Source organism: Aggregatibacter kilianii, from assembly GCF_003130255.1.
In the GTDB taxonomy this organism is placed as follows: domain Bacteria; phylum Pseudomonadota; class Gammaproteobacteria; order Enterobacterales; family Pasteurellaceae; genus Aggregatibacter; species Aggregatibacter kilianii.
Genome location: NZ_NRCN01000001.1, coordinates 1,411,395 through 1,435,662, shown reverse-complemented (window position 1 = coordinate 1,435,662; position 24,268 = coordinate 1,411,395). Strand labels below are relative to the sequence as shown.

At 42.8% G+C, this 24,268-nt stretch carries 24 protein-coding genes; 2 read left to right on the top strand and 22 right to left on the bottom strand.

Annotated elements, in window-relative coordinates:
* Position 1: 1 nt before the first annotated feature.
* The 3 genes from mltG to glnB all read right to left on the bottom strand — a co-directional run bounded on the left by mltG (position 2) and on the right by glnB (position 2,558).
* Positions 2 to 1,048, bottom strand: coding sequence for an endolytic transglycosylase MltG (gene mltG, locus DK428_RS06790; protein WP_109065036.1), 1,047 nt, complete (start codon positions 1,046 to 1,048; stop codon positions 2 to 4).
* A gap of 112 nt (positions 1,049 to 1,160) precedes the next feature.
* The gene (locus tag DK428_RS06785) at positions 1,161 to 2,216 is read right to left on the bottom strand and encodes an AI-2E family transporter (RefSeq protein WP_109065037.1); all 1,056 of its coding nucleotides are present in this window, start codon (positions 2,214 to 2,216) and stop codon (positions 1,161 to 1,163) included.
* 3 nt (positions 2,217 to 2,219) lie between these two features.
* A complete protein-coding gene (gene glnB / locus DK428_RS06780) occupies positions 2,220 to 2,558 on the bottom strand; it encodes a nitrogen regulatory protein P-II (RefSeq protein WP_005701342.1) in 339 nt (112 codons plus the stop codon).
* A 211-nt stretch (positions 2,559 to 2,769) separates the two neighbouring features.
* Between glnB and DK428_RS06775 the strand changes: the two genes are divergently transcribed.
* Complete coding sequence (locus tag DK428_RS06775) at positions 2,770 to 3,588, top strand: pyridoxal phosphatase (protein WP_109065038.1); 819 nt, start codon at positions 2,770 to 2,772, stop codon at positions 3,586 to 3,588.
* 98 nt (positions 3,589 to 3,686) lie between these two features.
* Here DK428_RS06775 and mog read toward each other — a convergent pair whose 3' ends face one another.
* From mog to frr, 17 genes are all read right to left on the bottom strand, one after another.
* Positions 3,687 to 4,268 (bottom strand): molybdopterin adenylyltransferase, encoded by a 582-nt coding sequence (gene mog / locus DK428_RS06770; protein ID WP_109065039.1) that lies wholly within the window; start codon positions 4,266 to 4,268, stop codon positions 3,687 to 3,689.
* A gap of 74 nt (positions 4,269 to 4,342) precedes the next feature.
* Positions 4,343 to 5,272 carry a phosphatidate cytidylyltransferase gene (locus tag DK428_RS06765; protein WP_005702332.1) on the bottom strand — a complete coding sequence of 310 codons (930 nt, stop codon included), beginning with the start codon at positions 5,270 to 5,272 and terminating at the stop codon, positions 4,343 to 4,345.
* A complete protein-coding gene (locus DK428_RS06760) occupies positions 5,272 to 5,904 on the bottom strand; it encodes a lysophospholipid acyltransferase family protein (protein WP_109065040.1) in 633 nt (210 codons plus the stop codon). Before DK428_RS06760 ends, DK428_RS06765 begins: the two co-directional genes overlap by 1 nt.
* A gap of 10 nt (positions 5,905 to 5,914) precedes the next feature.
* Positions 5,915 to 6,523 (bottom strand): CDP-alcohol phosphatidyltransferase family protein, encoded by a 609-nt coding sequence (locus DK428_RS06755; protein WP_109065041.1) that lies wholly within the window; start codon positions 6,521 to 6,523, stop codon positions 5,915 to 5,917.
* A gap of 17 nt (positions 6,524 to 6,540) precedes the next feature.
* A complete protein-coding gene (locus DK428_RS06750) occupies positions 6,541 to 8,403 on the bottom strand; it encodes an SLC13 family permease (protein WP_109065042.1) in 1,863 nt (620 codons plus the stop codon).
* 50 nt (positions 8,404 to 8,453) lie between these two features.
* Positions 8,454 to 9,041 (bottom strand): ribonuclease HII, encoded by a 588-nt coding sequence (gene rnhB, locus DK428_RS06745; RefSeq protein WP_065294928.1) that lies wholly within the window; start codon positions 9,039 to 9,041, stop codon positions 8,454 to 8,456.
* Positions 9,034 to 10,218: a lipid-A-disaccharide synthase gene (lpxB, locus tag DK428_RS06740; RefSeq protein WP_109065043.1), complete on the bottom strand. Its 1,185-nt coding sequence runs from the start codon at positions 10,216 to 10,218 to the stop codon at positions 9,034 to 9,036. The genes rnhB and lpxB overlap by 8 nt, the downstream gene beginning before the upstream one ends.
* Positions 10,219 to 10,299: 81 nt before the next feature.
* On the bottom strand, positions 10,300 to 11,088 hold the full coding sequence (lpxA, locus tag DK428_RS06735) for an acyl-ACP--UDP-N-acetylglucosamine O-acyltransferase (protein ID WP_109065044.1): 789 nt from the start codon (positions 11,086 to 11,088) through the stop codon (positions 10,300 to 10,302).
* A 37-nt stretch (positions 11,089 to 11,125) separates the two neighbouring features.
* Positions 11,126 to 11,578 (bottom strand): 3-hydroxyacyl-ACP dehydratase FabZ, encoded by a 453-nt coding sequence (fabZ, locus tag DK428_RS06730; RefSeq protein WP_109065045.1) that lies wholly within the window; start codon positions 11,576 to 11,578, stop codon positions 11,126 to 11,128.
* Between the two features lie 94 nt (positions 11,579 to 11,672).
* Entirely contained in the window at positions 11,673 to 12,695 is a 1,023-nt protein-coding gene (gene lpxD / locus DK428_RS06725) for a UDP-3-O-(3-hydroxymyristoyl)glucosamine N-acyltransferase (protein WP_162616569.1), read from the bottom strand.
* Positions 12,695 to 13,273: an OmpH/Skp family outer membrane protein gene (locus DK428_RS06720; RefSeq protein ID WP_109065047.1), complete on the bottom strand. Its 579-nt coding sequence runs from the start codon at positions 13,271 to 13,273 to the stop codon at positions 12,695 to 12,697. The genes lpxD and DK428_RS06720 overlap by 1 nt, the downstream gene beginning before the upstream one ends.
* A gap of 103 nt (positions 13,274 to 13,376) precedes the next feature.
* Positions 13,377 to 15,779, bottom strand: a complete 2,403-nt coding sequence (bamA, locus tag DK428_RS06715; RefSeq protein ID WP_109065048.1) for an outer membrane protein assembly factor BamA — start codon at positions 15,777 to 15,779, stop codon at positions 13,377 to 13,379.
* A gap of 34 nt (positions 15,780 to 15,813) precedes the next feature.
* On the bottom strand, positions 15,814 to 17,145 hold the full coding sequence (gene rseP / locus DK428_RS06710) for a sigma E protease regulator RseP (protein WP_109065049.1): 1,332 nt from the start codon (positions 17,143 to 17,145) through the stop codon (positions 15,814 to 15,816).
* A gap of 9 nt (positions 17,146 to 17,154) precedes the next feature.
* Complete coding sequence (locus tag DK428_RS06705) at positions 17,155 to 18,024, bottom strand: phosphatidate cytidylyltransferase (RefSeq protein WP_109065050.1); 870 nt, start codon at positions 18,022 to 18,024, stop codon at positions 17,155 to 17,157.
* Between the two features lie 14 nt (positions 18,025 to 18,038).
* Positions 18,039 to 18,758, bottom strand: a complete 720-nt coding sequence (gene uppS / locus DK428_RS06700) for a polyprenyl diphosphate synthase (RefSeq protein ID WP_109065051.1) — start codon at positions 18,756 to 18,758, stop codon at positions 18,039 to 18,041.
* A 22-nt stretch (positions 18,759 to 18,780) separates the two neighbouring features.
* Positions 18,781 to 20,073 carry a 1-deoxy-D-xylulose-5-phosphate reductoisomerase gene (gene ispC / locus DK428_RS06695; protein WP_420837002.1) on the bottom strand — a complete coding sequence of 431 codons (1,293 nt, stop codon included), beginning with the start codon at positions 20,071 to 20,073 and terminating at the stop codon, positions 18,781 to 18,783.
* 28 nt (positions 20,074 to 20,101) lie between these two features.
* A complete protein-coding gene (frr, locus tag DK428_RS06690) occupies positions 20,102 to 20,659 on the bottom strand; it encodes a ribosome recycling factor (protein ID WP_109065052.1) in 558 nt (185 codons plus the stop codon).
* A gap of 155 nt (positions 20,660 to 20,814) precedes the next feature.
* Here frr and DK428_RS06685 point away from each other — a divergent pair, with 155 nt between their 5' ends.
* On the top strand, positions 20,815 to 21,672 hold the full coding sequence (locus DK428_RS06685; RefSeq protein WP_109065053.1) for a DUF4189 domain-containing protein: 858 nt from the start codon (positions 20,815 to 20,817) through the stop codon (positions 21,670 to 21,672).
* A gap of 65 nt (positions 21,673 to 21,737) precedes the next feature.
* On the opposite strand, the gene pyrH is transcribed toward DK428_RS06685, so the two are convergent.
* Together pyrH and DK428_RS06675 are read right to left on the bottom strand one after the other, a co-directional pair.
* Entirely contained in the window at positions 21,738 to 22,451 is a 714-nt protein-coding gene (gene pyrH, locus DK428_RS06680) for a UMP kinase (RefSeq protein WP_109065054.1), read from the bottom strand.
* 154 nt (positions 22,452 to 22,605) lie between these two features.
* The gene (locus DK428_RS06675) at positions 22,606 to 24,267 is read right to left on the bottom strand and encodes a putative transporter (RefSeq protein ID WP_109065055.1); all 1,662 of its coding nucleotides are present in this window, start codon (positions 24,265 to 24,267) and stop codon (positions 22,606 to 22,608) included.
* Between the last annotated feature and the right edge of the window lies 1 nt (position 24,268).

The window sequence follows — 24,268 nt, the reverse complement described above, 5'->3', positions numbered from 1 at the left end:
ATTATTTCCTGTTTTGTTCACGATACCAGCGCAAATAATCTTGTACCGCTTTATTGTGTTCGTTGAGATTACGACTAAATTTATGGCCGCCCGAACCGTCCGCCACAAAATAATAAAATTCCGTTTGCGCCGGATGAGCTACTGCCTGCAAGGCCTCTTCACTTGGCATTGCAATAGGCGTTCGCGGCAAACCGTCAATGATATAAGTATTGTAAGGTGTCGGCGTTTCTAAATCTTTTTTGCGAATATTGCCGTTGTAATTATCCCCCATGCCGTAGATCACCGTAGGATCGGTTTGCAATTTCATTTTGGCGTTTAAGCGATTGATAAACACCGATGCAATTTGTGGTCGCTCTGCCGCCACGCCCGATTCTTTTTCCACAATCGAGGCCAAAATAAGCATTTCGTAAGGATCGGCTAACGGTAGATTTTTATCCCGTCCACTCCATGCTTTATCCAAAGCTTTTTTCATACGTTCTACCGAACGTTGCAACAAATCTAAATCGGTGGAGTTCGGCGTGTAATTGTAAGTATCGGGGTAAATCCAGCCGTCAATAATATGGCTTTCAGTTAAATTTTTATTAAGGTTGGTACCCATAGCAAGCAGACCAAAAACCTCGTCATTGGACTTACCCTGCAAAGTTTGTTTTAAGTGCGGTGCATTTTCGAGACGTTTTCTTATAGTTTTGAAGGTTTCGCCTTCAACGAAGGTCAGTGAAAATTGCGCTTCTTTGCCCGAATTCAGCAATTTCAGTAAATCTTCCACGGTTTTTACACCGTTAAGAGAATAGGTTCCTGCCTTCACTTTGTTGAGTTCGGGATGTAATTTTAACAACCAAGGCAACAGCGCGGCATTATCCAAAATACGTTCTTTTTCCAACAAACTAGCCAATTTATTGCCTGTTGTGCCACGTTCTATGGTTAATAATTGATCGTTTTGCACATTCACCGATTGTTGTACGAATTGTTGTAAATGCTGAAATCCCCAAAATCCTGCGCCGGCTAAAACGACAATCAAAAATAAAATAAATACACAAAATTTTTTCATAAATAAAAACCTTAAGTTATTTGCTATTAAGGTGATAAAAAGTTGCAGAATTATAGCATAAGATTGAGATATAAAGAAAAAGAGCCTTACAATTGAAGGCTCTTACAACACATTATTTATTAGAGGGAAGGCTTGATGAATCGCTCAACAGCACAGCATATTTTGCCGTTGTAGGGCTTGCTTCTAAAGCGATTTTCAACGCCATGGTTAACGGCACGGAAAGCAACATCCCTACAGTGCCCAATAACCACCCCCAGAACAATAAAGACAAAAATACCACCAAAGTGGAAAGACCGAGTTTTTTGCCCATTACCCGAGGTTCAAGGGCGCTACCGATACCAACGTTAATCACCACCACACCGACCAACACGCCTAAGCCGACAATAAAACCGTTCAGTAATAATGCCTGCACAATGATCGGCACAGCAGCAATAATGGAACCGATATTTGGAATGTAGTTTAACAAGAAACTGAGCGTTGCCCACAAGATCGCATATTGCACGCCCGCCACTTCTAACAGCACCCAAACACAAATGGCTGTCAGCAAGCTCATCATGGTTTTGACGCCAAGATAACTCATAATGCCGTTTAAAATACGATCTAAATAACGTTCTTGTTGCTCCACATTATTCGGATCATCACTAAACGCCACAACAAATTTATGTTTGGCATAAGGTGCTTCTAACAACATAAAAATCACCACTAACAATAACACGAAAGTGTTAGTGACCACGCCGGAGAAACTCAAAAATACACGTCGAACAAAATTCATGATCACACTTGGATCAAAATTATCCATAATGCTTTTTTCTGAAATATCTAATGGAGTTTTCATCTCTTGCGCCAATCCTACCAAGCTATTTACCCGTTCAGCCAATAATTGACGATATTGCGGAATAGATTGGCTAAATTCTTGAATTGTGCTGTTAATTAACCCGAAAAGGAAAGAAAAGATCACCAAAATTAACAATAACAATGATGTAATGGCTAACCAATAGGGCACTTTTTTCGACGTTAAATAATTCAGTAACGGCGAACAAATAATAGCGATAAATAAGGACAACAGAAACGGCACCGCAATTTCCGATGCGGCTTTAATGCCTGCCAAAATAATGACGATAGCAGCTAAAGCCACCAAGCCTTTGAATAATGAAGAGGATTTTGTCATAAGTTAAATCGCATCCTCATTTTCTTCGCCGGTGCGGATACGAATCACACGTTCTACCTCGTATACAAAAATCTTACCATCGCCGATTTTGCCTGTTTGCGCCGTATCAATAATCGCGTCTAAACATTGCTCCAACAACTCATCCGGCACCACAATTTCCATTTTCACTTTTGGCAGAAAATCCACCATATATTCTGCGCCGCGATAAAGTTCCGTATGCCCTTTCTGGCGCCCAAAGCCACGCACTTCCGTCACCGTCATACCGGTAATCCCGATATCGGACAACGCCTCACGCACATCATCTAATTTAAACGGTTTAATAATCGCTTCGATTTTTTTCATGTTGACATCCTTAGAAATAATGGAATAAAACCCACTCGGTTTCATGTGGCACATTGTAAACAAATAACCGCCTTTCGGCACGCAAAAACACGTATAAAATCGACCGCACTTTGGCAAAGATGCTCTAAAGTGCGGTCGATTTTTTCTGTGCTTCGCTCTATACTACAAAACATCAACTTTCTCCCATCACGCTCAACCCAAAGGAAATCTTATGGCATATCAAGTGATCGCTTTCGATCTCGACGGCACATTATTAAACAGCCAAGGAAATATTCTCCCTGCCAGCAAACGCGCTATTCAACGGGCTCGGGAACAGGGTATCAACGTGGTTTTCGTCACCGGACGCCACCACACTGCCGTAAAACCTTATTATCATGAAGTGGATTTGGATACGCCGATTATTTGTTGCAACGGCACTTACCTCTATTATCCGCAAACAGATGAAGTGAAATTTGCCAATCCGCTTTCCTCCGAACAATGCCATAAAGTCATTGATATTGCAGACACATTCGACACTCATTTGCTCATGTATAGCCGTGACGCGATGAACTATACCCGCTTAAATCCACACATGGAAAAATTCACCCAATGGGTGATGAACTGCCGGCCTGAGGTGCGCCCAAACGTGCGTTTAGTTACTGATTTCAGAGAAATCATTGATAATCCCAAAGAGAACATTTGGAAATTTGTCATCAGCTCACCCGATCGACAAGCCATGGAAAATGCAGTCAGAGCCTTACCTGACTCAGAATTCAGTTGCGAATGGTCTTGGGTTGATCGCTTAGACGTCGCCAATATCGGCAACAGCAAAGGCGCGCGTCTGCTTGATTTGCTGAAGCTATGGAATGTTGAACCACAAAATGTCATTGCTTTTGGCGATAACCACAACGACATCAGTATGCTCACCGCGGTTGGTCTCGGCGTTGCCATGGGCAATGCGGAAGAGGCGGTGAAAGACCAGGCCAAACGGGTTATCGGCTCAAACGACAGCGATAGCATCGCCCGATTAATTGAAGAGATGCTTGGCTAAGATCAAAAAACGGTATTCAGTCATGGTGAATGAATACCGTTTTCGTTTTGATGCTTTGTAAAAAATACCGTCAAAAATGACCGCACTTTTCTCTGCATTTAACTGCGGCGCGCAGATTTCGGACGAAAACTGGCAATGATTTCCGGTTTGGTGTCGATATATAACCCGTTAATGAGTTGCAAACAATACGGCACGGCACTGAAAATCCCCTTCACCAACACGTTGCCGTTTTCATCTTTCACTCCTTCCAACGTCTCCTTGATGGCTTTCGGTTGCCCCGGTAAATTTAAAATCAAACTTTCTTTGCGAATCACGCCTACTTGACGGGAAAGAATAGCGGTCGGTACAAAATGCAAACTAACTTGACGCATTTGCTCGCCGAATCCCGGCATTTCACGATCAGCGACAGCAAGTGTTGCATCTGGCGTAACATCCCGCTTTGCCGGCCCGGTACCGCCGGTAGTGAGCACTAAATGGCAATGTTCCTCATCCACCAACTCGCATAGCGTCCGCTTGATTTCCGCTTGCTCGTCCGGAATCAGGCGCTCTACCACCTCAAATAGATCCACTAACGCCTGTTCCAACCAATTTTTTAATTCCGGAATGCCTTGATCCGGATAAACCCCTTGCGATGCCCGATCAGAAACGGACACCAAACCAATCTTTAAAAGTGCGGTCATTTTTTCTCTCGTTTTTTTAAGGTTTGCGAATAAACAATTCAATTTGACCCGGAGTCGTTATCGTAACAGTAGCCCTAGGTCCAATAATATCTGACAACATGGAAGAAAATCGGCGCGGCGAAGCAAAGAGAATCCATACGATCTAACATACCACCGTGGCCACTAATCATATTCCCCCAGTCTTTTACGCCCATACTCCGTTTCATAGCAGACATCACCAACCCGCCTAAAAAGCCCATGAGGCAGATTAATAAGCTCATTAACACCGCTTGAACCGGGTTAAACGGGGTAAGCCAATAGAGCAAGCCACCCAGCACACTGGCGCTGACGACACCGCCCACAAAACCTTCTACGGTTTTGGATGGCGAGAGTTTTGGCGCAATTTTGTGTTTGCCGAACAACTTGCCCCATACGTATTGCAACACATCACTGGATTGCACCACTAAAATCAAGAAAATCATCAATAGCAGTTTTTTATCTTCAAAACCTTCAATATCCAATGTCAGGATTGCCGGGATGTGGGAAATACAGAAGACGCTGATCATCAATGCCCATTGCACTTTGGTGGAACGATCTAAGAAATGCGCCGTATCGCCCAACAAGGCGGAGAGGATTGGCAAAAACAGGAAGCCATACACCGGAATGAAGATGGTGAACATACTGAACCAGTCGATCGCTACTAAAATGTATTGAATAGGCAGGATGACGTAAAAACACGCGGCAAGAGCTAAATGATCGCCACGGCGAATATAAAGCAATGATAAAAATTCACGCAATGCCATGAAGGAAATCACAAAAAATAACCCGATCACGCCGTAAAACCCCAACGCGGCGGCGGCGAAGATAATTAAAATCATCACCCACCACGCGTTAATTCGCGCGTTAAGATTATCAATTACCGCATGAGGTGTGGAAAAGCCGACTTTGAATTTCAATCCATAACCGATTGATGACGCGATAATTAAGGTGATAATTAAACCACCAAACAGCTGCCATATTTCCATTATGCTTTTCCTTTCTCGGTTAAATTTAAACTTAATAATGCCTGTTCGGCACGGATTAAGAAATCGGCCTTATCTTCCTCTTCACGATAGAATAACGGCTCTCCCATATATAAATCGCACAACAGCGGAATCGGCACCACAAAGCCCTTCGGCAAAACATTATGCATGTTGCTAATCCATACCGGCACAAGTTCTAATTGCGGGTTTTGCTTTGCTACGTAATACAAACCGCTTTTGAAAGGTTGTAGTGGCACATCATCGTCCATTTTACGGGTGCCTTCAGGGAAAATAATCAGAGAATGATGTTGCAAGGCATCACTAATTTGTTTGGTAATGGCTTGCGGGTTATCACCGCCCCGCTCAATCAACAACATATTGAACACTTTGTATGCTAAGAAACGACGAATCGGCCCCTTCGCCCAATAATCCGCACCGGCAACCGGACGGGTGCTTTTGCGTACCAGGTAAGGCAAAGATACCCACAACAAAATAAAATCGCCGTGGCTGTTATGGTTGGCAAAATACAAACGATGTTTATCCGCCGATTGCTGTTCCACATTTTTTTGCGGACGGACGCCGGTGATGAAGGAGGTAAAACGGCACAAAAGAAAATCAATCAATTTGGCTAACATGGTTGCGTTCCTATTCGTTGCCGACTTCTGCCAAACCGGACCTCACGCGTTTTATACACGTGATAATTAACAAAATCACCATAGCCCAAGCCACCCAATAGAGAAAATCAAGTAACGTTGGGGCAAAAACATAAACTAAGCCCAACACGCCGAACAAAAACGCCCGATCGCTTTTGCCCAATGGGCCGTCATAACGGCGGGTTTTGCCTTGAACTTGCCCAAGTACGCCACAAAATTCCGTTAACGCCGATAACCAAATGATCAAGCCGATTTGCAAACCATCAAAAGGATAGACAAAAGCAAAAGGTAGGTATAATGCGGCATCGGATACTACATCGGTAATTTCATTTAAATATCCGCCCAAACGGGATTGTTGGTTAAATTCACGCGCCAACATACCATCAATAGCATTAAGTGCCATACGCACGAACAACCAGATAGGAATCAGAATAAAAAGCCACTCATAGTCGGAAAGTGCGGTCAAAATTAGTCCTAAAATGACAGAAATCGCACAAGCGGCTAAGGTCACCTGGTTGGCGGTCACACCGCGCGCTTCCAATTTTATCGCGAACGGACGCAACAAATTTTGGAATTTGGGTTTCAGTTCATAAATACTCATAACATTATCCTTAAAAGTTAAAAGGGAAAAAGTAAAGGAATAAGAAATATACTCACTAACATCACTAAAATAGTGAACGGCACGCCAACTTTGACAAAATCAGCAAATTTATAACCGCCGGGACCGAAAACCATGGTGTTTACCGGCGAAGACACCGGTGTCATAAAGGCCGCTGAAGCCGCAATAGCCACAACCATCGCGAACGGCACCGGAGATAAATTCAGCTGATTCGCCATCGTAATCGCAATCGGCGCGATAAGAATTGCCGTGGCGGTGTTGGAAATAAACAAACCGACCACTGCCGTGAGAATAAACAGGCTAATCAAGATCCAGTGTTTACCCATGCCACCCACCAAATCCAGCATTAAATCGACAATCATCGCCACCCCGCCGGTTTTTTGCAACGCGAGGGAGAACGGCATCATGCCCACAATCAGTACAAGACTCGACCAATGAATGGATTCATAGGCGCTTTTACTGTCTACACAACGGAAATAACCGAGCATTAAACAGGCAATTAAGGCGGCAACAACGTTTGGCACGAGGCGTGTCACCATCAACAACACCATGACTAAAATACTTAATAAAGCATAAGGTGCTTGGCTTTGTGCAGGCACGGCACGGGTAATTTCGCTCGGATAGTTCAACACAAAGAAGTCTTTACTGTGAGTACGCATTTGCTGGATGAGTTTCCAATCACCTACGACTAATAGTAAATCCCCCGCTTTATAAGGCATTTCCACAAAATGTCCGTCAAGCACTTCGCCGTCACGCTTAATACCGACAACGTTCAAACCGTATTTGGAACGGAAGTGCAGTTCTTCGGTAGATTTTCCGATGCAATCGGAATCCGGCACCAAAATCAATTCCGCCATGCCGATAGAACTGGCTTGTTCTGAAAAAGACTGTGCACGAATTTCCGCCCGTTCTAAATTATATTCCTGACAGAACTCAGCCAAATTGAGTTCGGGATCGCTGCTGTCCATCAATAAAATATCTTTTTCACGCACTTCTGAGGAGCCAAGCGCTGAAATAAATATCGGGCGAAAACGTTTCCAACGCTCAATCGCCAAAACATTCAAACCGAATTTGGAACGTAAATGTAATTCGTCTAAATGTTTACCGATAAGCGAAGAGCCTTTTTTCACAACAAAACGCTGCGCACGCAATTGCAAGCCGTATTCATAAATTAAATCGTTCATAGAACGTTTATCCGTGCTGTGCATCTCGCTTTCTTTATCAGACTTCAACCAACGTCGCGCCACCAACATATAACCGATACCAAGCAATAAAATGGCTAATCCGATAGGAGTAAAATCAAATAATTTTAAGCGCATATCGGTTTCGCGGACTAACTCGGCATTAACCACCAAGTTCGGCGCCGTAGCAATTAATGTCAACATACCGCTAATCAAGCCCGCCACACTTAACGGCATCATCAGGCGTTTCGGAGAAATATTCATTTGTTGGCAAATCATCAGTACCACAGGAATAAAAATTGCCACAACACCGGTAGAACTCATGAACGCACCTAACCCCGCCACAGCCAACATCATGAAAATGAGTACGCGCGACTCGCTATTACGAGAAGCCTTCAACAACCACTCACTCACCTGATAGGCTACGCCGGTGCGCACCAAGCCTTCACCGACAATAAACAACAGTGCGATTAAGATAATATTCGGATCACTAAAGCCGGCGAAGACTTCTTCCACCGTCAGGATACCGCTGAGACTAAAGACTAACATCACCAGCACGGCAACAATATCCATGCGGATGGTATTACGAATGAAGAGAATAACGGCTGCAGCGAGCAACAAAATAACCCACAACCAAGGCTCCGGATGTAAAGCATCAAATAAATGAGTGAATTGGCTCATAGCCACCTCTACAAATAAGGCGTGTTATTAGTGGTTAAATTATAACGATTTTAATAATTTTTGATAGGTGCAAAACTACGACGATATTCCGGCAATACACCAAATTCCGCTAATTTTTCCAAATGCAATTTAGTAGGGTAGCCTTTGTGTTTAGCAAAGGCATATTGGGGATATTTTTTATCCAATTCCATCATTTCTTGATCACGCGCGACTTTCGCCAAAATGGAAGCGGCACTAATTTCAGCCACCAACGCATCGCCCTTCACCACTGCCTGTGCAGGCATCCCTAAATTCGGTGGGATCCGATTGCCATCCACCAACACAAAGTGCGGTCGAATTTTCAAATGTTTTACCGCCCGTTCCATTGCAAGCATGGAGGCATGCAAAATATTCAACTCGTCGATCTCGTGAGGCTCAGCCCGCCCAAGCGCCCACGCCAAGGCTTTTTGCTTAATTTCTTCCGCCAACAATAACCGTTTCTTTTCTGACAGTTTTTTGGAATCAGCCAGCCCTTCAATAGGATTGTTCGGATCGAGAATCACCGCCGCCGTCACCACTGCACCGACCAAAGGTCCACGCCCCACTTCATCCACGCCGGCAATGAGTTCATAACCTTGTGGGTACTCAAACTTATCCATGTTGTTGCTCCAATAAATCAATCACCGCCTGCGCTGCCTGTTTATCTGCATCACATTGAATTAACTGATGTAATTCAGTGAAGCGTTGAATTAAAACGTTGCGATTTTTGACCGCACTTTCCTCTTCGCTTAGATAGGCAGCCAATTTTTCTGCCAAATTCGTAGGATTGCATTCTTCTTGAATTAATTCGGGCACCAACATTTCATCTGCTAACAAATTCGGCAGAGAAACATACTTGGTTTTCACTAACCGTTTTGCCAAGAAATAAGTGAAAGGCTTCATGCGGTACCCTACCACCATCGGTGATTTACACAACATCGCTTCTAAGGCCGCCGTACCTGAGGCTAATAAGGTAGCATCGGCAACAATCATAGCAGCACGGGCATTGCCGTCTAACAGAATCAAATCAAGCTCCGGCGCAACACGTTGTTGAATTTGCTCAAACTGCTGTCGACGTTTTGAGTTAATTAACGGCACTAAAAATTTTACGTCCGGATAACGCTGACGCAATAACTGCGCTGATTGTAAGAAGGGCTCCGTTAAGAATTCCACCTCAGAACCACGACTGCCTACAAGAATGGCAAGGTAACGTTGCGTTTCGTCAAGATTCAACAGCTGACAGGCTTCGGCGCGATTCGGTTTTAACGGAATTGCGTCCGCCATAGTGTGGCCAATAAAACGACAAGGCACATTGAAACGATCATAAAAGGCTTTTTCAAAAGGCAAAAAGGCAAGCACTAAATTCGTTGCCGCCGCAATTTTATATACCCGTTTCTGACGCCAAGCCCATACCGATGGGCTAACATAATGGATGGTTTTAATGCCTTGTTGTTTGAGTTTCAGTTCTACATCTAAATTAAAATCCGGCGCGTCAATTCCAATGAAAACATCCGGTTTTAATGCGAATAACTGCTGAATAATACTACGACGGATTTTAAGCAAGCGTGGCAAATGTTTTAATACTTCCACCAAGCCCATCACGGACAATTCTTCCATATCAAACAAGCTTTCAAAGCCTTCGGCAATCATACGTTCGCCGCCGATACCAATAAAACGGGCGTGAGGATAACGAATTTTAAGGGCTTTAATTAGACCTGCGCCGAGAATATCACCGGACACCTCGCCAGCGATCAAGGCAATAAGCGGAGATTCATTAGACGGGATTACATTTGACATATAAAAACTCTGAAAAAAACGACCGCTCTTTTGGTTGCGAAAAAGAGCGGTCGGAAATTTTAGTATTTTACCAACGGACAATTAACGAATAATGCCGCGTTTGGAACGTTTGAAGAATTCGACGAAGAAACTGATTGCCGATTCGCTTTCTGCAATCTGTTCAATTTCCGGCATCACTTCTTCTAAGGTTTTACCGCTACGATAAATCATTTTGTAAACATTACGGATAGTGTGCATGGTTGGCTTATCAAAACCACGGCGTTTTAAGCCTTCAATATTCACACCGAATGGTTGCGCGTGGTTGCCTTGCGCCATCACATAAGGCGGAACATCTTGGCTCACCATAGAACCGCCACCAAGCATCACGTGCGCACCTACCACGACAAACTGATGAATTGCCGACATACCGCCGACAATAACGAAATCATCTAATTCCACATGACCTGCAAGGGTCGCATTGTTGGCTAAAATACAACGGTTTTTGATGACACAATCGTGCGCCACATGGACGTTAATCATAAACAGGTTGTCATCACCGATTTTGGTTACGCCTCCGCCTTGTACAGTACCGCGATGAATGGTCACACTTTCACGAATACGGTTACGATTACCAATAACGACGCGGGTTGGTTCGCCTTGATATTTCAAATCTTGGTTCACTTCACCAATGCTGGCAAATTGATAAATTTCGTTATCTTCACCGATTTTGGTATTACCGTTAATCACCACATGAGAATGAACTACAGTGCCTTTGCCAATCTCAACCCCTTTACCAACAATAGTAAATGGTCCGATGACAACGTTTTCACCGATTTTGGCACCTTCTTCAACAATGGCTTGCGGGTGAATTTTTGCGGTTGGGTGAATCATATTAGCCCCCTTATTTTAGTATTTATACGATGCGTGATTATGCGACACGACGGGCGCACATTAATTTGGCTTCGCACGCAATTTCACCATCAACAGTAGCTGTGGCTGTAAATGCAGTAATGCCGCGACGTTCTTTAATCACTTCAACGTGTAACACCATTTGATCACCAGGCACGATTGGGCGTTTGAAGCGGGCTTCATCAACACCGGCAAAATAAAAAATCTCACCGCCTGCCAACTCATGAGTTTTAAACGCCAAAATGCCCATGGCTTGCGCCAACGCCTCAAGAATTAATACGCCCGGTAAAATCGGGTTCTCCGGAAAATGTCCGGTAAAACAAGGTTCATTCACACTAATGTTTTTAATTGCTGTTAGCCACTTACCTTCTTCAAAATTGATGACTCGATCCACCAATAAAAACGGATAGCGGTGTGGCAACAATTGCATGATTTCGTGGGCTTCGATAATTCTTGAGGTTTGTGTAGTCACAGGGTTACCTTTTTATACTAAATAATGAATAAAAAATATGCGTGAAATTATACGTTATTTCACGCATTAAATGAACTACATAACGTAGCTCATCTTATTTTAATTTTTTCTCAAGGGCTTTGACGCGTTTGTTTAATCCATCGATGTCAAGGGTCAAGGCGGCGGTTTTACGCCATTCTTTATTAGTTTGTAACGGAATGCCCGAAGAATATACACCCGGTTCGGTAATTGGACGCATCACCATACCCATGCCGGTAATGGTTACTTGATCGCAAATTTCCATATGCCCGTTAATTACACTGGCGCCACCGATTAAACAATAACGACCAACAGTTAAACTGCCCGCCATAATTACACCACCGGCAACCGCTGTTCCCGTGCCAATATGCACGTTGTGGGCGATTTGACAGAGGTTGTCGATAATCACATTATCTTCAATCACTGTGGCATCTAATGCACCACGATCGATACAGGTACAAGCGCCAATTTCCACATGATTACCTATAATCACTTGACCGACTTGCGGAATCTTAATCCATTTGCCACGCTCATTAGCATAGCCAAAACCATCGCTTCCAATTACTGCGCCTGATTGAATTAAACAGTGTTGCCCAATTTGCACATCGTGATAGACGGACACATTTGCCCAAAGTTGAGTATGGGCGCCGATTTTGGTGTTTTTACCTACAAAGCAATTTGCCCCGATAACCACGTTATCACCCAATTCCACACCGCTTTCAATAACAGCATTTGCACCGATGGAAACATTTTCACCTAAAAAAACATCGTCAGAAATGACCGCACTTTTGGCAATGCCGACTGCCGCTTTCGGGGTAGTATCCATATATTGAGCTAATTTGGCATAAGCCACATAAGGATCTTTGACGATAAGCAAATTGCTTTCCGGCGAACAGAACTCCACATCCGCCTCAGAAACCACAAGAATTCCCGCACGGGAATGGGCTAATTTTTCACGGAATTTGGCATTCGAAATGAAAGTAAGTTGATGTTCGTCGGCTTTATCGAGAGAAGCGATATTACTTACAACAACATCGGCGTTACCACGAATGGTAGCGCCGATTTGTTGAGCTAATTCCAAAAGAGAATAAGTTCTCATTATTTCGCCTGTGCCGGAATGGCTTTTAAGACTTCTTCAGTGATGTTTTTGCCGTCAGCAGCATACACTACAGAACGATCATCAAGCACTAAAGTGTAATTTTTTTGTTTTGCTACGTTGTTAGTTGCGGTTTGAATGCTGGCAACCATTTTTGATGTCTCTTCATTTTCACGTTTTGCGTAGCTTTCTTGGAATTCTTTTGCTTTTTTATCATGTTCTGCAATTAATGTATTAATCGCAGTTTGTTCGTCATTAGCAAATTTATTGATGTCATCTTCACGTTTTTTAATATCGGCAGAACGCAATTTTGGCGCTTCTTTTTGTAAAGCGGCAACTTTCGCTTCTACTTTTTTCTGAACATCGGCAATTTTCGCATCAATTTGTTTTTTATTTTCCGCCAGTTTATCTGCGGTCGGTTTGAACTCAGATTCTAATTTATCAGCGACCGCTTTACGATCCGGATGATTTTGGAAAAGATACTCAGCGTTTACAAACGCAATATTTTCTTCTGCCATGGCTAAAGAAGAAGTGAATGCTAAAGCTAAAGAAAGTGCGGTTAATTTTACTACTTTTTTCATGTGTCTATTTTTCCTTTTGGTAAGTTAAATATTAAATTTTTCTGTGCCAATTTCTTGGCACAGATATTTTTTAGAGTATAGGTGACTATATAAGTTCATCCAATTAGAAAGAACCGCCAATGCTAAACTGGAATTGCTCGATATCGTCGTTTTCGTATTTCTTAACCGGTTTCGCGTAAGAGAAGACTAACGGACCGATTGGTGATTGCCATTGGAAAGCGATACCAGCAGAAGCACGAACACGTGAAGGATCGCCATAATCAGGCAAATTCAAATTAGCAAATTTAGATTTTTCGGTTTTCCAGTGTGTATCCCAAACACTCGCCGCATCAACAAAGAATGAGGTACGTACGGAGTTTTGGTTTTTCTCCGCCACAAATGGGGTCGGTACAATTAATTCGACACTAGCTGTAGCCATAGCATTTCCGCCGACGATATCACCATTTACTAAGTTATAACAGGAGGATTGGGTGCTGACACCGGTAGTATTACTACAAATATTCGGGTTGATATAAATCGCTTGTGGCCCAACCGCACCATAGGAGAAACCGCGTAAGCTACCGATACCGCCGGCAGTATAAGTTTGGTAGAACGGTAAACGTTTACCGCCGAAACCATTAGCATACGCTGCGCCTAAACGACCGGATAAGACCCAAGTTTGATCACGATTAAGCGGATAGAAACCTTGCACGTCGGCATTCAATTTATAGAATTTGTTGTTAGAACCCGGAATGGTCACTTTACCGCCAATAGAGGCTTTAACACCTTTAGTCGGTAAGAAACCACGATTTAAACTGTTATAGTTCCAACCGAAAGAAACATCATAATCGTTAGATTTGAAAGTCCATTCGTTATAGTTCATCGATGCTAAATACAATGCACGATTATATTCAGGCGTAATATTTTTTAACTTGTTATAGGTATAACCTACACCGATGTAATACGCGTTGTTTTCATTAACCGGGAAACCTAACGTTAAATTACCGCCATAAGTCGTACGTGCATAAGAGGCTGATGTTGAGTTTTTGGAGTTATCGTATTTTTCAAAGAATACGTTGCCGCCTAAACTCACACCGTCTTTTGTGAAGTACGGCTCGTTATAACCTAAGTTAACACTGGTTCCGTAATCATTACGGGAACCGGCCAAGCTAAGCGAGGAGCCCATTCCTAAGAAGTTGTCCTGTTTAATGCTGGCTTGGTAACTTAAACCGCTTTCCGTACCATAACCCACACCAAAGTTGATGCTACCGGTATTGCGTTCTTTTACTTTATAAATGACATCTACTTCATCGTTACTGCCTTCTACCTGCTCTGTACGGCTTTCAACAGAATCAAAAAATCCTGTACGATCTAACCGCACTTTACCTAACTCAACTAAATCGGTAGATAACCAGCTCCCCTCTTGTTGGCGCATTTCCTGGCGCAAGGTACTGTCGGCGCTTACGGTGTTACCTTCAAAGCGAATTTGACGCACAGAAAGACGTTTACCCGCATCGACAACGAAACTTAAACCAACGGTTTTTTCTTCATCATTGAAGTCCGGCTGTACACTAACTTGCGCACTACCATAACCACGTTCACCCAAGGTTGATTTAATTCGGTCTTCAACGGCTTGAATGTCACTACGACGGAACTCTTCGCCAAGGCGAATTTGTTTTAGCAGTGGTGCTAACTCATCCCGCATGCCACCCACATCACCTACGATACGGGCGCTTTTTACCGTATATTTTTCACCTTCGGAAACATCCACGGTAACGCGTGCTTCGGTTTTTTCATCATTTAACTGCACATCACTATTGACGATTTTGGCTTTGGCATAACCGCGATCCAAATAGTAATTTTGAATTGTTTCCAAATCTTTAGAAAATTGGGTTGAATCAAATTTATTACCGAAAAATTTCCACCATGCATCCGGTTGAAGTTCCATTTGTTCTTGTAACGTATCACTATCAAATACGTTATTGCCGGTAAAAGTAACCCCTTTTAATAACGCAACATCATTTTCTTTAATTTGAAGTTTGACTTCGGCACGGTTATTTGGAAGTGGGTTAACGATGGTTTCCACTTTGGCGTTATAACGCCCGACGCTGTGATAATGTTCTTCTAAACTTTTACGGAAAGCTTCCAGTTTCTCACGATTGAGAACATCGCCTTTTTGGAAACCATTTGCATTTAAATTTTGTTTTAATGCGTCATCCGGAATAGTTTTATTCCCGTCAAGCACCACATCGGAAATAATGGCTTTTGGAATAACAGAAATGATTAATGTATTGCCTTGGTGTGAGGCTTTGACATCTTCATATTGACCACTTAAAAATAGGGTGCGCACGATATTGGCAATATTGGAATCATTAACTTTTTGCCCAATTTTCACCGGTAGGGCGGCAATAACATTACCTTCACTCCCCGCTTGAACACCATCAACACGAATATCTTGGACCACAAAAGAATCGGCAAAGGCTGCAGTTGAACCAAATAAGAGGCTTGCAATTAAGAGTTTTTTCATCGTAAATTTTATCCTGTATAAAATACTCAATTAGTTATAAACGTAAAAAATCATTAATCAGTCCAAATCCCATTAACATCAATAACAAGACAGCACCAATTCGATAACTCACATTCTGCACATGCTCGGAAATCGGTTTTCCTTTAAGCGCTTCCATCACCAAAAAAACAAGATGTCCGCCATCTAGCACCGGCAATGGAAATAAATTCATAATTCCCAAATTAACACTAATTAACGCCATAAAACTTAGGTAGTAAATCAGACCAATCTCAGAAGATGCGCCAGCACCTTTTGCAATAGAAATCGGACCACCTAAGTTAGTCAAAGATAAATCACCGGTAATTAATTTTCCGATGACTTTAATCGTTAACCAAGAGAGTTGGAAGGTCTTATCTACCCCTTTCTGTAAGGATTCGAGCATATCATACTTTAATTCGGTACGATATTCATTAGCCAGGGGATAAAAAGTGAGGGAAATTCCCACAAACCAACGTTTTTTATCATTAAGCTCAGGCGTAATTGTTTTATCTAGCCATACGCCGTTACGCTCCACTTTAAGACTTAACGGCTTACCTTCCTGAACCTTTTCAACAAAGGTCTGCCATTCAATCTTGCTGTTATCCGACCAGTAAAGTTTATCACCTTTCAATAAGCCCTCTTTTTCCGCTGGTGAATTTTCGCTAACCTTGGATAGCGTCATATCCGCTTTACTTCGAATCGGCACAATACCCAATGAACCAAAAGCGCTTTCTTTCTGAGGATCAAACGTCCAATTGGATAAATCCAAAGTCTTACGCTGTTCAATGTTGGAACCAAACTCAACCAACGTCAACTCTACCTTACTATCACCTAATTTTGTCGCTAACAACATATTGATGGTTTCCCAATCAGGAGCGGAAACACCATCGACTTCGGTAATTTGATAATTGGGTTGCACTTGTGCCACTGCGGCGATAGATTGAGGCCGAACTTCATCGATCACCGGCTTAATACTCGGAATCCCAATCGAATAAACGAGAAAATAAGCAAAAATAGCAAATAAGAAATTGGCTAACGGACCAGCGGCAATAATAAACGCACGTTGAGCTACGGTTTTATGATCAAAGGCTTGTGATTTTAATGCTTCAGGCACCTCTTCATTGCGCCCGTCCAACATTTTGACATAGCCCCCGAGAGGAATTGCCGACACCGCAAATTCCGTACCTGTTTTATCGGTACGTAACCAAATGACTTTGCCAAATCCGATAGAAAAACGATGGACTTTTACACCGCACTTTCGGGCCGCCCAAAAATGGCCATATTCATGCACAGCCACTAAAACGGCAATAACAATCAGAAATGAAACGGTTGACCATAAAAATGACATGACTAATTCCTATAATACAAAGAAGTAGAAACATGCGAAGAACGGTACGGCAGCGGTTAAACTGTCAATACGATCTAAAATACCACCATGTCCCGGAATTAAATTGCTACTGTCTTTGATGCCACTTTGGCGCTTAAACATACTTTCGGTTAAATCGCCCAAAATAGAAATTGCTACTGTCGCCACAGACAAACCAATAAAGGCTTCCGGTGAAACAGTTGAAGTCAAACGTTGTTGCGCCACATTAACAAAAATCGCAGCAACCATGCCTGCCATCACCAAACCGCCAATAGCACCTTGCCAAGATTTTCCCGGTGATACTTTCGGTGCCAATTTGTGTTTACCAAATTTACGCCCCACAAAATAAGCGCCGGAATCCGCCACCCAAACCAAAATAAATAAATATAACAACAACATAATGCCGTGGTAAGGGTCTGTCACATAACGATCTAAACGTAGCAATAATACGCCGATTAAAAACGGAATAAGCGTGAAGAAACAGAAAAAGAATTGTAAGACGGAATGCTTGCCCCAGATGGCACTACTTTTCGGGTAGGTCACCACAAAAAATAGCGCAACCAACCACCAAAGAACGGCACCGAATAGAATTGGTTGGGCATAATGTTCAAACACTCGTCCCGCATCCAAGTAATTACCTTCACCATAAATCCAGAGGAATAAAAAGGCAGCACTTAAGCCTGTAATGGCGTAGCGCCAAAAAGTCGGTTGTTTGAAATTAAAGAACTGTGTCCATTCCCAAATGCCCAACACCACAACCACGCCCAATGCAAGAGCAAAATAATAAGGTGAAAATAAAAATAAAGCGGCAAAGACAATGGCAATTAACACAATCGCCGAAATAACTCGTTGTTTAAGCACAATATATTCCTCTGTTATTCAGTCCCACCAAAACGGCGATGACGTTGCTGATAAGATAAAATCGCCTGATGAAATTCGGCTTCATTAAAATCCGGCCATAGCACATCGGAAAAATACAGTTCCGCATAGGCCACTTGCCACAATAAAAAATTACTAATGCGTTGCTCACCGCTGGTACGAATCAATAAATCCACTTCCGGTTGATCTTTGGTGACCAAATGTTGTTGTAATAATGTTTCGTTAATTTCCACCGCAGTGAGCTGTTGCGCTTGCACCTGCTGCACTAAGTGTTGCACCGCTTGGACAATGTCCCAACGTCCACCATAATTAGCGGCAATATTTAAAGTAAGTGCGGTATTATTTTCCGTTAATTTTTCCGCTTTTTTAATTTTTTCCTGTAAGCCCGCACTAAAACGGGAAACATTACCAAGAATTTTCAAACGAATGTTATTTTTATGCAGTTTTTTCACTTCGAAATCGAGCGCTTGCATAAATAAATTCATCAGTGCGCTAACTTCCTGCTCAGGGCGACTCCAATTTTCACTGCTAAAGGCATAAAGAGTTAAATATTTCACCCCGATTTTGCGTGCATAAGATACGGCCTCACGCACTGCCGCCACGCCGTGTTTATGACCAAAAATCCGCATTTTGCCTTGTTGTTTCGCCCAACGACCGTTGCCATCCATAATAATGGCAATATGTTGCGGAATATTGTTCGGGTCCAATTCTGTCATGTTCAATTCTCAGGTTACGCAATCACTTAGACCAATGCGCAAGTTGCTTTTTGGCACATTCACGAGCCACACGATCCACGTCTAATACATCATCAATCTGTTTGATTAGCTGTGGCTGAATTTGTTCCACCACTGCCTGATTAAGTTTGGCAATATCGGTAAATTTAATTTGTCGATCTAAAAACGCCTGCACCGCTATTTCATTCGCGGCATTCATTGCCGTGGTGGCGTATTGCCCCGCTGCAAAGGCATCAATAGCGAGTTTTAAACAAGGATAACGTTGATAATCAGGAGCAAGAAATGTTAAGCCATTGAGTTGGTAAAAATCTAATGGCGCCACACCGGAAATAATACGCTTCGGATACGCCATGGCTTCGGCAATTGGCGTACGCATATCGGGATTGCCCATTTGAGCAATCACAGAACCATCAATATAACGCACCATGGAGTGAATAATAGATTGTGGGTGAATAATCACTTCTATTTCATCCGCTGTCGCATTAAATAACCAACGGGCTTCAATATATTCTAACCCCTTGTTCATCATCGTTGCGGAATCCACGGAGATTTTCTTACCCATAGACCAGTTCGGATGCGCCACCGCTTGTTCCGGCGTAATGCCGTCAAATTCACTTAAATCCATATAACGGAAAGGTCCGCCGGAGCCTGTCAGCACGATTTTACTAATGCCCAGTTCCGCCAACGGACAAAAACCAATTTGTTGCTGTGCCTGTGGCGGCAAGGATTGGAAAATCGCGTTATGTTCACTGTCCACCGGCAATAATTGCGCGCCATGTTGCTTCACCGCATCAATAAAAATCTGACCGCAAGTCACCAAGGCTTCTTTATTCGCCAGCAACACTTTTTTTCCCGCTTGCACGGCCGATAACGTTGGTAATAAACCTGCCGCACCAACAATTGCCGCCATGACCATATCTGCATCGGGGTGTGCGCTTAATTCGCAAATGGCTTGTTGACCGGCTAACACGTGGGTTGGAATTTGATGAGCTATTAATTTTTCGCGCAATATTTTCGCGGCGTTTTCATCTGCTAATGCAGCAAAGTGCGGTCGAAATTTCACGCATTTTTCAAACATAGCGTCAACATTTGAACCGCCCACTAAGGCGAATGCCGCATATTGTTGCGGATTGTGCTCAATCACCGAAAGTGTGCTGTTGCCAATGGATCCTGTGGCACCGAGAATGACGACATTTTGCTTATTTTGCATAAAATTTTGACCGCACTTTTCCCTGTAGGAAATACAATTCATCTCAAACATGGGCTCGTTTACATAAGAAAAGACGCAGTAAAACACTGCGTCCGCATTAATTCGCTATTGATGATTAGAAATCAAGCAATTCTTTTTCTTTATCCGCCAATACCTCATCCACTTTTTTGATGAAACCGTCGGTTAATTTTTGAATGACTTCTTCTGCTTTATGCTGATCGTTTTCGCTGATTTCTTTGTCTTTCAACAAGGCTTTGATTTTATCGTTGGCATCGCGACGCACGTTACGAATGGCCACTTTACCTTGTTCACCTTCGGCTTTCACAATTTTGATTAAATCACGGCGACGTTCTTCCGTTAATGGCGGAAGCGGTACTCGAATGGTTGTTCCCGCAGAAGACGGATTCAAACCTAAATCAGACGTTAAAATGGCTTTTTCTACCGCTTGAATCAATGAACGATCGAACACGGTTACCGCTAAAGTACGCGCATCTTCCGCCACCACGTTGGCTAATTGACGTAACGGCGTTGCAGAACCGTAATAATCCACTTGAATGGCATCCAACAAACTTGGTTGCGCACGGCCGGTACGGATTTTGGCAATATGGCCTTTTAAAGCTTCAAGGCTTTTTTCCATACGTTCTTCGGCATCTTGTCTAATTTGATTAATCATTCGACTTTCCTTTTCAGTAAATAAAGATAAAACAGCGTGATTTTACTGGATTTTTGTAAAATTTTGAATCTTTTATTTTTGAAATATGCTTTCTCGATTGTGATAACTATCATTTTAAAATACAATTAGCCGATTCAATAACTTAGGGATTTAATATGTCTTTTAGGAAAAAACACGCGTTGCACCTAAGCACGGTATTCGGTTCAATCACATTTTTATTTAGTTGTGCGACTTATGTTCATCCGGGCACAACATTGTATTGGTCTGGTAAAGATGTCAGCGAGTTTATGCTCGACAAAGGTCTTACACCGGATACTAAAAAGATTTGCAAAGATAAGGACAAGCCATTTCTCGTTTATGGTTTTGCTAAACCAATTTACGAGGTATTTGATCGTGAAGTCGGACGTGCTTATAACAGTTATGGTGACACCACAATCTATGTTCAAAAAGAACATCAATTTACAGGTGATTACAAGTGGACTTATATCTTTACCGATATCAACGGCAAAATAACTTCCCATCGTTCTGACACTGGTTTTGGCAATATTGACAAAGAATTTAGTTGCCAAGATATGAATGAAGTGCTTAATGATGAAAATAAACTTATTTCACAGTTCTCAAGACAGAGCTTATGGATGAGTATTATCGGTTCACTAGATAATAACAAAATGCTATGGGCATCCAATAAAGCGCATACTTCTCAAAAAGATGCTGAAGAAGATGCTTTAAATCAATGTCGTAATGAAGGTAATACAGGTTGTAATGTTGTCATATCTTATAGCAATACTTGTTTATCAAGTGGCATTGGGATACGTAACGGATCTTACTTTGATGTATTCGGTTTTGGAATGAATAAACAGGATGCAAATCGAGATTTAATTGAGCAGTGTGAGGCGAAAGGAGGCAGCGACTGCCGAACAGTAGCTGAAGGATTATGCGCAACGTCTTGTGATATGCAAACTGATAAAAGTTGTTTGTTGCAACCTCCACAAATACTTTCCCCTAATCAATAAATTTTTCTTAAAATAAAAAACGGTAGAAATCATTTCTACCGTTTCTCTTTTTCGCTGCATTGAGCTTAACAAATCGTGGTGCCTTCATCAGTACCAAGAATCACTTGACGTAATGCACCGGGTTTACCCATATTGAAGACCCGAATCGGCAAGCCGTGGTCGCGGGCCAGGGTGAAAGCCGCTAAATCCATCACTTGCAATTCTTTCTCAATCACTTCTGCGTAAGTTAGATTTTTATACAGTTTGGCATCGGCATTTTTAGCCGGATCGCAGTCATACACCCCATCCACTTTAGTGGCTTTTAACACCACATCCGCTTCAATTTCAATCCCGCGTAAACAAGCGGCGGAGTCGGTCGTAAAGAATGGGCTACCGGTGCCTGCGGAGAAAATTACGACACGTTTTTCACGCAACATTTTGATAGCTTCAGACCAGTTGTAGGTATCACAAATGCCATTTAACTGGAAGGCAGACATTAATTTTGCATTTACATCTGCACGGTGAAGAGCGTCCCGCATCGCCAAACCGTTCATCACGGTAGCCAACATCCCCATATGGTCACCTACCACGCGGTTCATACCAGCTTTAGCAAGTTTAGCGCCACGGAATAAATTACCGCCACCTAACACAACACCAACTTCCACGCCCATTTCAATGAGCTCCTTAATTTCTAACGCCATTCTATCCAAAATGGAAGGATCAATACCGAATCCTTCTTCGCCCTGCAAGGCTTCACCACTCAGTTTTAACAGAATTCTTTTATAAATCGGTTTGCTCATATTTTTCCCTTTTGTGTTAACAAAAATCGGTTCATTCTACTGGATCTTACCTATACTGTGAAGCGAATGGCAGAAAATCATCTAAAAAAACGACCGCACTTTACAGGACAAAATTATTGACGAAGTAAAGTGCGGTCGATTTTAGGCACATTTTTTAACTACCAAAACTCCACAACAGCAACGCTAATAATTGCGGTGAAATGATCCTCAGGAACATAGCAAGCGGATACACCGTGGCATAGGACAACGCCGCCGCACCGCTTTCTTCTTTTATTGCATTGGCAAAAGCTAACGCCGGCGGATCAGTCATGGAACCGGCCAGTACACCACACAGAGACAGGTAATTCAGTTTGCTGTATAAGCAGGCAATAAGACCGGTAACCAACAATGGCACCAAGGTAATAATCACACCGTAGCCCATCCATTCTAAGCCGTCACCGTTTAATAATGTATCAAGGAAACTGCCGCCGGATTTTAACCCCACTACAGCCAAGAACAGCACAATCCCCAATTCACGCAATGCAAGGTTGGCACTTGGCGGCATGAACCAATACAGTTTGCCCAAGGTACCGATACGCGCCAAAACTAACGCAATGACTAACGGCCCACCGGCTAAACCTAATTTTAATGCCACAGGGAAGCCGGGAATGTAAAACGGAATAGAACCGAACAACACACCTAAACCAATACCGATAAATACCGGTAACATTTGTACTTGTTGCAATTTCTGCGCGGCATTACCAATGACGGAAATAGCGTTGTTCATGACATCGGTAGGTCCAACCATGTGCAACACATCACCAAATTGAAGTGTGGTATTGGCAGTTGGCACCAACTCCACCCCCGCTCGGTTTAAACGGGAAATGACCACGCCGTATTTTTGGTGAATGCCCAGGGATTTAATTTTTTTACCCAAGACTTTTTCGCTGGTCACCACCACCCGTTCAGCACGAATTTCACCACTGACCGTGGACGTTGGCACATCCATTTCATCACCGACGATTAAACGCATTTTTTTCAAAGCATTGATTTCGCCGACCAAATGCAAAATGTCATCTAAATAAATTTCCGTGTTGGCTTTCGGTACGCTAATGCTGTCTCCCCGTTTTAAACGGGAACATACCACATCTCCCTTACCAAACCCCGGCACATCAATTAAACACAAGCCATCCAGATTTTTATTGGTGACTTTAATATCCATGGCAGTCAAAGATTCTTTGTCATGCCCGCTTTCTTGTTTAAAGTTACGTTCTTCTTCATCAACGTTGACCTTAAAGAACAAACGTATCAACCACATGGTGAGTAAAATACCGCAAATACCGAAAGGATAAGCCATGGCGTAGGCCATCCCCATGGTTTCTGTGGTGCTGTTCATACCTAATTCGGACAGAATTTGTTGTCCCGCACCAAGGGAAGGCGTATTGGTAACTGCACCGGAATAAATCCCCAAAATAATATCTAATGGCACATCGGCGAATTTGTGGATGAATACTACCGTTATCCCACCGAGCAATACGATAAGAAATGCAAAACCGTTCAGCTTTAACCCTGAACGGCGCAAAGAAGAGAAAAACCCGGGCCCCACTTGAATCCCGATGGTGTAAACAAACAGGATCAAACCGAATTCTTGCACAAAATGCAACGTATGAGTATCCAATTTCAGCCCGTATTGATTGGTGAAATGCGCCACAATAATTCCACCGAACAACACGCCGCCGACGCCGAATCCAACGCCTTTGATCTTCCAATGACCAATCCATAAACCTATCACTGCAACGAGTGCTAACAAACTAATCGTAATTGCAATGTCACTCATA

What these genes read in the sequence shown, in the direction of transcription:
- DK428_RS06755 (WP_109065041.1), bottom strand. Translation starts at nt 6,523, where the DNA reads ATGAGTATTTATGAACTGAAACCCAAATTCCAAAATTTGTTGCGTCCG.
- DK428_RS06765 (WP_005702332.1), bottom strand. Translation starts at nt 5,272, where the DNA reads ATGGAAATATGGCAGCTGTTTGGTGGTTTAATTATCACCTTAATTATC.
- rseP (WP_109065049.1), bottom strand. Translation starts at nt 17,145, where the DNA reads ATGTCATTTTTATGGTCAACCGTTTCATTTCTGATTGTTATTGCCGTT.
- bamA (WP_109065048.1), bottom strand. Translation starts at nt 15,779, where the DNA reads ATGAAAAAACTCTTAATTGCAAGCCTCTTATTTGGTTCAACTGCAGCC.
- lpxA (WP_109065044.1), bottom strand. Translation starts at nt 11,088, where the DNA reads ATGATTCACCCAACCGCAAAAATTCACCCGCAAGCCATTGTTGAAGAA.
- lpxD (WP_162616569.1), bottom strand. Translation starts at nt 12,695, where the DNA reads ATGAGAACTTATTCTCTTTTGGAATTAGCTCAACAAATCGGCGCTACC.
- DK428_RS06775 (WP_109065038.1), top strand. Translation starts at nt 2,770, where the DNA reads ATGGCATATCAAGTGATCGCTTTCGATCTCGACGGCACATTATTAAAC.
- DK428_RS06685 (WP_109065053.1), top strand. Translation starts at nt 20,815, where the DNA reads ATGTCTTTTAGGAAAAAACACGCGTTGCACCTAAGCACGGTATTCGGT.
- mog (WP_109065039.1), bottom strand. Translation starts at nt 4,268, where the DNA reads ATGACCGCACTTTTAAAGATTGGTTTGGTGTCCGTTTCTGATCGGGCA.
- glnB (WP_005701342.1), bottom strand. Translation starts at nt 2,558, where the DNA reads ATGAAAAAAATCGAAGCGATTATTAAACCGTTTAAATTAGATGATGTG.
- pyrH (WP_109065054.1), bottom strand. Translation starts at nt 22,451, where the DNA reads ATGAGCAAACCGATTTATAAAAGAATTCTGTTAAAACTGAGTGGTGAA.
- DK428_RS06675 (WP_109065055.1), bottom strand. Translation starts at nt 24,267, where the DNA reads ATGAGTGACATTGCAATTACGATTAGTTTGTTAGCACTCGTTGCAGTG.
- uppS (WP_109065051.1), bottom strand. Translation starts at nt 18,758, where the DNA reads ATGACAGAATTGGACCCGAACAATATTCCGCAACATATTGCCATTATT.
- frr (WP_109065052.1), bottom strand. Translation starts at nt 20,659, where the DNA reads ATGATTAATCAAATTAGACAAGATGCCGAAGAACGTATGGAAAAAAGC.
- DK428_RS06785 (WP_109065037.1), bottom strand. Translation starts at nt 2,216, where the DNA reads ATGACAAAATCCTCTTCATTATTCAAAGGCTTGGTGGCTTTAGCTGCT.
- lpxB (WP_109065043.1), bottom strand. Translation starts at nt 10,218, where the DNA reads ATGTCAAATGTAATCCCGTCTAATGAATCTCCGCTTATTGCCTTGATC.
- rnhB (WP_065294928.1), bottom strand. Translation starts at nt 9,041, where the DNA reads ATGGATAAGTTTGAGTACCCACAAGGTTATGAACTCATTGCCGGCGTG.
- DK428_RS06720 (WP_109065047.1), bottom strand. Translation starts at nt 13,273, where the DNA reads ATGAAAAAAGTAGTAAAATTAACCGCACTTTCTTTAGCTTTAGCATTC.
- DK428_RS06750 (WP_109065042.1), bottom strand. Translation starts at nt 8,403, where the DNA reads ATGAGCCAATTCACTCATTTATTTGATGCTTTACATCCGGAGCCTTGG.
- mltG (WP_109065036.1), bottom strand. Translation starts at nt 1,048, where the DNA reads ATGAAAAAATTTTGTGTATTTATTTTATTTTTGATTGTCGTTTTAGCC.
- DK428_RS06760 (WP_109065040.1), bottom strand. Translation starts at nt 5,904, where the DNA reads ATGTTAGCCAAATTGATTGATTTTCTTTTGTGCCGTTTTACCTCCTTC.